At 59.8% G+C, this 6,587-nt stretch carries 5 protein-coding genes; 3 read left to right on the top strand and 2 right to left on the bottom strand.

Annotated features, from left to right (window positions below; translation table 11 throughout):
• Positions 1-183: 183 nt before the first annotated feature.
• Positions 184-1,335, top strand: coding sequence for a macrolide transporter subunit MacA (gene macA / locus H096_RS07040; protein WP_033897438.1), 1,152 nt, complete (start codon positions 184-186; stop codon positions 1,333-1,335).
• A gap of 3 nt (positions 1,336-1,338) precedes the next feature.
• The gene (locus H096_RS07045) at positions 1,339-3,297 is read left to right on the top strand and encodes a MacB family efflux pump subunit (RefSeq protein WP_033897439.1); all 1,959 of its coding nucleotides are present in this window, start codon (positions 1,339-1,341) and stop codon (positions 3,295-3,297) included.
• Positions 3,298-3,366: 69 nt separating this feature from the next.
• On the opposite strand, the gene H096_RS07050 is transcribed toward H096_RS07045, so the two are convergent.
• Both H096_RS07050 and H096_RS07055 read right to left on the bottom strand, forming a co-directional pair.
• Positions 3,367-4,038: a helix-turn-helix transcriptional regulator gene (locus tag H096_RS07050; protein ID WP_082461441.1), complete on the bottom strand. Its 672-nt coding sequence runs from the start codon at positions 4,036-4,038 to the stop codon at positions 3,367-3,369.
• A gap of 155 nt (positions 4,039-4,193) precedes the next feature.
• On the bottom strand, positions 4,194-5,429 hold the full coding sequence (locus H096_RS07055; protein WP_033897441.1) for a methionine gamma-lyase: 1,236 nt from the start codon (positions 5,427-5,429) through the stop codon (positions 4,194-4,196).
• A gap of 123 nt (positions 5,430-5,552) precedes the next feature.
• Between H096_RS07055 and H096_RS07060 the strand changes: the two genes are divergently transcribed.
• The gene (locus tag H096_RS07060; RefSeq protein ID WP_016976082.1) at positions 5,553-6,023 is read left to right on the top strand and encodes an Lrp/AsnC family transcriptional regulator; all 471 of its coding nucleotides are present in this window, start codon (positions 5,553-5,555) and stop codon (positions 6,021-6,023) included.
• The last annotated feature ends 564 nt before the right edge of the window (positions 6,024-6,587 follow it).

A 6,587-nucleotide genomic window follows, 5' to 3' on the forward strand; every position in this document is an offset into this window, starting at 1 on the left:
CTTAGGCGCCCCGTCAAACACGCTGGCCGGAGTGAGGGCATGCCGAGCCTAGGCGAGGCACCGAGTGTTGGGGCAAGAGCGTTTTGGTTACTTTTGCGCTTTTCAAAAGTGACCCGCTGTAAGAGCGGAACCAATAGTGGCCGTTACTCAAATAACGGATATGTTCTCGATCAAAGGTCATCTATGCAAAAGCCAACGCTACGCAAACTAGGAATGCTCGCCACACTGGCCATCGCCATAGGCTTGATCATCTACACGGTCCAAGCCCCCGCCGACGCACCGCAATACCTCACCGCCACCGCCTCACGCGGCAACATCGAAAACGCCGTCCTCGCCACCGGCCTGCTCGAAGGCATCAAACAGGTCGACGTCGGCGCCCAAGTCTCCGGCCAACTGAAATCCCTCAAAGTCAAAGTCGGCGACAAGGTCAAAAAAGGTCAGTGGCTGGCCGAAATCGACCCATTGATCCTGCAAAACACCCTGCGCAAAGCCCAGGTCGACGAAGAAAACCTCCAGGCCCAACGCCGCGCCACCGCTGCCCAACTCAAGCAGGCCAAGTCCGTGTACGAACGCTACAAAGGTCTGCAGATTGACGAATCGGTCTCCCGTCAGGACTTCGAAGACGCCGAATCCACCTTCCAGGTGCAACAGGCCAACCTGCTGTCCCTGGACGCGCAGATCAAAAGCGCCCACATCCAGATCGACACCGCCAAAGTCAACCTGGCCTACACCCGCATCGTCGCGCCCATCGACGGTGATGTAGTGGGCATCGTCACCCAGGAAGGCCAGACCGTGATCGCCAACCAACTGGCGCCGGTACTGCTCAAGCTGGCGGACCTGGACACCATGACCGTCAAGGCCCAGGTCTCCGAGGCGGATGTGATTCACATCAGCCCCGGCCAGCAGGTCTACTTCACCATCCTCGGTGAGGCCGACAAGCGTTACTACGCCAAGCTGCGCGGCACTGAACCGGCGCCGCAGAACTTCCTGGAAACCCAGACCGCCGGCACGCCGAAGCAGAACACGGCGGTGTTCTACAACGCACTGTTCGACGTACCCAACCCCGACCACCGTCTGCGCATCGCCATGACCGCCCAGGTACGTATCGTACTCGACACTGCCGAGGCCGCGCTGATGGTGCCGGTGGCGGCGCTGGGGGCGCGCAACAACGACGGCAGTTACTCGGTGCGGGTGCTGGACGCGAAAGGCAAGGCAGTGTCGCGGGAGGTGAAGACCGGGATCAATAACAATGTGAAGGTGCAGATCCTCGAAGGCCTGGCCGAAGGCGACAACGTGGTGATCGGCGACGCCACGCCGGCTGTGGCGGGGAACTGACGGATGACTCAGCCACTGCTGGAACTCAAGGGCATCACCCGCAGCTTCATGGCCGGCGAGCGCGAATTCATCGCGCTCAAGGGCATCGACCTGACGATCCATGCCGGGGAAATGGTCGCGATTATTGGCGCTTCGGGCTCCGGTAAATCCACCCTGATGAACATCCTTGGCGGCCTGGATTACGCCACGGCCGGCAGCTACAAGATCAACGGCATCGAAACCCGTTCCCTGGGGGATGAGCAGTTGGCCGAACTGCGCCGCGATTACTTCGGTTTTATCTTCCAGCGCTACCACTTGCTGGCGCACCTGAGTGCCTTGCACAACGTGGAAATGCCGGCGATCTATGCCGGCACTCCGGAAACCCAGCGCCACAGTCGTGCACGGGAGTTGCTCGCGCGGCTGGGCTTGTCCGGTCACACCACCCATCGTCCCAGCCAGCTCTCCGGTGGCCAACAGCAACGGGTGAGTATCGCCCGCGCCTTGATGAACGGTGGCGAAGTGATCCTCGCCGACGAGCCCACCGGCGCCCTCGACACCCACAGTGGCAAAGAGGTGATGCGTATTCTCGCCGAGCTGCACGCGGCGGGGCACACGGTGATTATCGTGACCCACGACCCCAAGGTTGCGGCGAATGCGCAGCGTATCGTCGAGGTGAGCGATGGCGAGATTGTCAGCGACAAGGCCAATGAGCGTGCTGGCCTGGAGTTGCCCAGCGAAACACCCATCGAGCCAAAACGCAGCGGCGCCCGGCGCTTGGTGGCGAGCCTGGGGTTGTTCAAGGAAGCCTTCAACATGGCCTGGGTCGCGCTGGTGTCTCACCGCATGCGCACCTTGTTGACCATGCTCGGTATCGTCATCGGTATCACTTCGGTGGTGTCGATCTCGGCCATCGGCGAAGGCGCCAAGCGTTATGTGCTCAAGGACATCCAGGCGATTGGCAGCAACACCATCGATATCTTTTCCGGCACCAGTTTTGGCGACAGCCGCGCCTCGGCTATCGAGACGTTGATGCCTTCGGACGTGGACGCGTTGAACCAGCTGTATTACGTCGACAGCGCCACGCCGGTGGTGGGCCGCAACCTGTTGCTGCGCTTTGGCAATATCGACCTGGATGCGCAGGTGAATGGGGTGAGTGACCGCTACTTCAAGGTGAAGGGACTCAAGCTCGAAGCCGGTATCGCCTTCAGCGAAAGCGATGCACGGCGCCAGGCCCAGGTGGTGGTGATCGACCACAACACCCGTCATCGATTATTCGGCCCGAACGTCGACCCGCTGGGCCAGGTGATCCTGGTGGGCAACCTGCCGTGTACCGTGATCGGGGTTACCGCGGACAATAAGAACATGTTCGCCGCCAGCAAGGCGTTGAACGTGTGGGTGCCGTATGAGACGGCGGCGGGGCGTTTGCTGGGGCAGCGCCATCTGGACAGCATCACGGTGCGTATCAAGGACGGCCAGCCAAGCAAGGTGGTGGAAGACAATGTCAACAAGCTCATGCTGCAACGCCACGGCACCAAGGACTTCTTTACCAACAACCTCGACAGCATCATGCAGACCGTGCAGAAAACCAGTCGCTCCCTGGCGTTGCTGCTGTCGTTGATCGCGGTGATTTCGTTGCTGGTGGGGGGCATTGGCGTGATGAATATCATGCTGGTGTCCGTCACCGAGCGTACCCGTGAGATCGGCATTCGCATGGCGGTGGGGGCGCGGCAGTCGGATATCCGCCAGCAGTTCCTGGTGGAGGCGGTGATGGTGTGTTTGATCGGCGGGCTGATCGGGATCTCGCTGTCCTACGCCCTGGGCTTTCTGTTTTCGTTGTTTGTGAAGGAATGGGAAATGGTGTTTTCCCTGGGCTCGATCATCACGGCGTTTGCCTGTTCGACGTTGATCGGCATTGTGTTCGGCTTTGTGCCGGCCAGGAATGCGGCGCGGCTGGACCCGATCGAGGCGTTAGCAAGGGACTGATCCCTCACAAACGATGAAGATCAAATGTGGGAGCTGACTTGCCTGCTCCCACATTCTTTCTGCGGTGGCTTAAAGGGCTGTGGTGTCCTCAGTGGCATACATCCACCGCAACAACGAATGCCGCCCGCTGATCCCCAGCTTGATCGACGCGCGCTTGAGGTAGCTCTCGATGGTGTTGACCTTCAACGCCAACTGCTCCGCCAGCTCCGGCGCCGTGCGCCCGGCCAACAGGCCCACGCACACCTCAAGCTCACGGTTGGACAAGGTCAGTCCAGACTGCACCAAGCGTTCTTCAATGCGCCTGCGCAGGGCTTCGAGGCCCTGGTTTTCCGGCGCTACCGGGTCGCTGTCCTGGCGGCACGGTTGGATCGCGGCGATGTGCTTTTCCACCATGGGCAGCAACAAGGTGGAGAAGTCCTGCAATATGCTGCGCTCCTGGGGCGAAAAGCTTTCGGACTGGTGCGAGCGATACACCGACAACACGTAGCGCACGTCATCCTTGCGGCGGGTGAGGTGCAATTGCGCGGCGGGTTGTTCGTCGCCCAACGCTTCCACCGAATCGGTGTAGACCGGGCTGATCTTGCGGCGGGTTTGCCCGTCGGCGTTGACCTGCAATTGCGTGATATGGGTGGCGTCCACTGCCAGTTGGGTGAGGATCAGGTCATGCAGCATGCGTGGGAAATGGCGGCTGCCGGTGCTGGCGATGACTTTGCCAATATGAGGGAACAGCTGTGAGTTCATCATTTCGTCCATGAGGCGTGCAGGTATTCGGCCTTATAGCGACGGGGATTAAGATGCAAGCCAATGCGAATAACCTACCGTGATAGTCCTTCCCGCCGGAACCTATGCTAGTACAGCCTGGCGACGGGAAGGGGATCCAATCTTAAAAAAACGGATTAAACACTTACCGGCTTAGAAGCACGCGTCACCGTACGTGTGCATTTGGCCAGTGCCTGCTGCACGTCCGCCAGCAGATCGGCCACGTCCTCAAGCCCCACCGACAAGCGCACCAGCCCTTCGCTGATCCCGTGCGCCGCACGCTCCTGCGGGGTGTAGGTGGAATGGGTCATGCTCGCCGGGTGCTGGGCCAGTGACTCCGCGTCACCCAGGCTGACCGCACGGGTGAACAGCTTGAGTGCATTCATGAAACGCCGACCGGTTTCGATGCCGCCCTTGAGTTCGAAGGCAATCATGCCGCCGGGTAGTTTCATCTGCTGTGTCGCCAGTTCGTACTGGGGGAAAGAACGCAATCCTGGGTATGTCACCCACTGCACGGCCGGGTGCGCCTGCAGGGCTTCGGCCACCGCCTGGGCGTTGCTGCAATGACGATCCATGCGCAGCGCCAGGGTCTTGAGGCCGCGCATCAACAGCGAGGCGTCCTGTGGCGACATCACTGCGCCGGTCAGGTCCTTGAGGCCTTGCAGGCGAATGCGTTGGGCCAGGGCCAGGCTGCTCACGGCGATGCCCGCGGTGATATCGCCGTGGCCGCTGAGGTACTTGGTGGCCGAATGCACCACGACGTCGGCGCCCAGGTCGAGGGGGCGTTGCAGGTAGGGTGTGCAGTAGGTGTTGTCGACGACCAGGGTGACATTTGGCTGCTGGTGGGCGAGGGCGGCTACGGCGGCGATGTCCACCAGTCGCAGGTTGGGATTGGCCGGGGTTTCACAATAGATCATGCGGGTGGCGGGGCTGAGAGCGGCTTGCAGGGCTTCGAGGTCGGTGAGGTCGACATGCCGCACCTTGATACCGAATTCACCGATGCCATGGTGCAGCAGGGCAAAGGTGCAGCCGTACAGGGTCTGGCTGACGATCACCTCATCACCGGGGCGCAGCAGGGTCCAGAACGTCGCGGCAATCGCACCCATGCCTGAGCTGAACGCCACGGCTGCTTCACCATTTTCCAAGGTGGCCATGCGTGATTCCAGCAGCGCCAGGGTCGGGTTGGAAATACGTGTATAGAAGTGGCCGCTCGCTTCGCCGGCAAAACAGGCGGCGCCGTATTCAGCGGTTGGGAACGCAAAGGTGGCTGACAGGTAAATCGGCGGGACGAGTGCGCCGTGGTGGTCTTTTGGGTCATAGCCGTGGTGGATGGCGCGGGTGGAAAAGCCGAATGCATTGTGTTTATTGTTCATGTCGGACGCTCCTTATTTCCTACAATGCTATGCTCATAACCAGAGATGAACTTTGCAATATTTGCTGCTGGTTCCTGTGTTTTTGGATGAAAACCTCATAAAAATAATGAATAGAGGCACGTTATGCCTGTCAGTCTGGATCGCACCGATAAAGCACTTTTAAACGCGTTGCAGGGCAATGCCCGTCTCACGGTGGCTGAATTGGCTGACCGCGTTTCCTTGACGACCTCGCCGTGCTGGCGGCGCGTGCGCAACCTGGAAGAGAGCGGGGTGATCAGTGGGTATCAGGCGATTCTCTCACCCAAGGCATTGGGGTATGGGGTGACGGCGTTTGTCAGCATCATGATGGAGAGTCACACCCAGGAAATTGCTCGGGCATTTGAGCAGCGGTTGTTGGAGATTCCGGAGATTGTGGCGTGTCATAACGTGTCCGGGCGCTATGATTTTTTGTTGGAAGTGGTGGCGAAGGATCTGGAGTCGTTTGGGGAGTTTGCGCGGGAGGTGTTGCAGACGTTGCCTTGCGTCAAGGAGATTTATTCGAGTTTTTCTTATAAGTCGGTTAGGGCGTTGAGGGTGATTCCGTTGCCGGGGTGATGGGGGATGGTGTGGTGTTGTGTGTTGTGTTGTGTTGTGTACATATCCGTTGCTTCGGTAACGGCTACTTATGGTTCCGCTCTTACAGCGGGTCACTTTTGGCAAACGCCCCAAAAGTAACCAAAAGGTCTTCGCCCCAACACTCGGTGCCTCGCCTAGGCTCGGCATGCCCTCACTCCGGCTTGAATCCGTGGGCCGCCGCGATGGGCCATCCTTGGCCCAGCGCGGCTAACCCGGCGTCCTGCCGGGTTACCCACGGATTCAAGCCTGCGTTCGGCCAGCGTGTTTGACGGGGCGCCTCAGATCACAAGCAAGAGCGCGGCGGCCTAGTAGCCGACCGTTTTTTGGAAGCTGGTCTCAGTTTCAAATGTGGGAGCGGGCTTGCTCGCGAAGGCGGCGTGTCAGCGATTGCATCTCTAACTGATCCACCGCTTTCGCGAGCAAGCCCGCTCCCACAATTTAGATCTCAGGTAGACATCAATCTGCTCTGGCTCTGGCTCTGGCTCTGGCTCTGGCTTTGCTTTTGATTTTGATCTTAGGCGCCCCGTCAAACACGCTGGCCGG

This window comes from Pseudomonas sp. FH1, assembly GCF_000510895.2.
Classification (GTDB): domain Bacteria; phylum Pseudomonadota; class Gammaproteobacteria; order Pseudomonadales; family Pseudomonadaceae; genus Aquipseudomonas; species Aquipseudomonas azotoformans_A.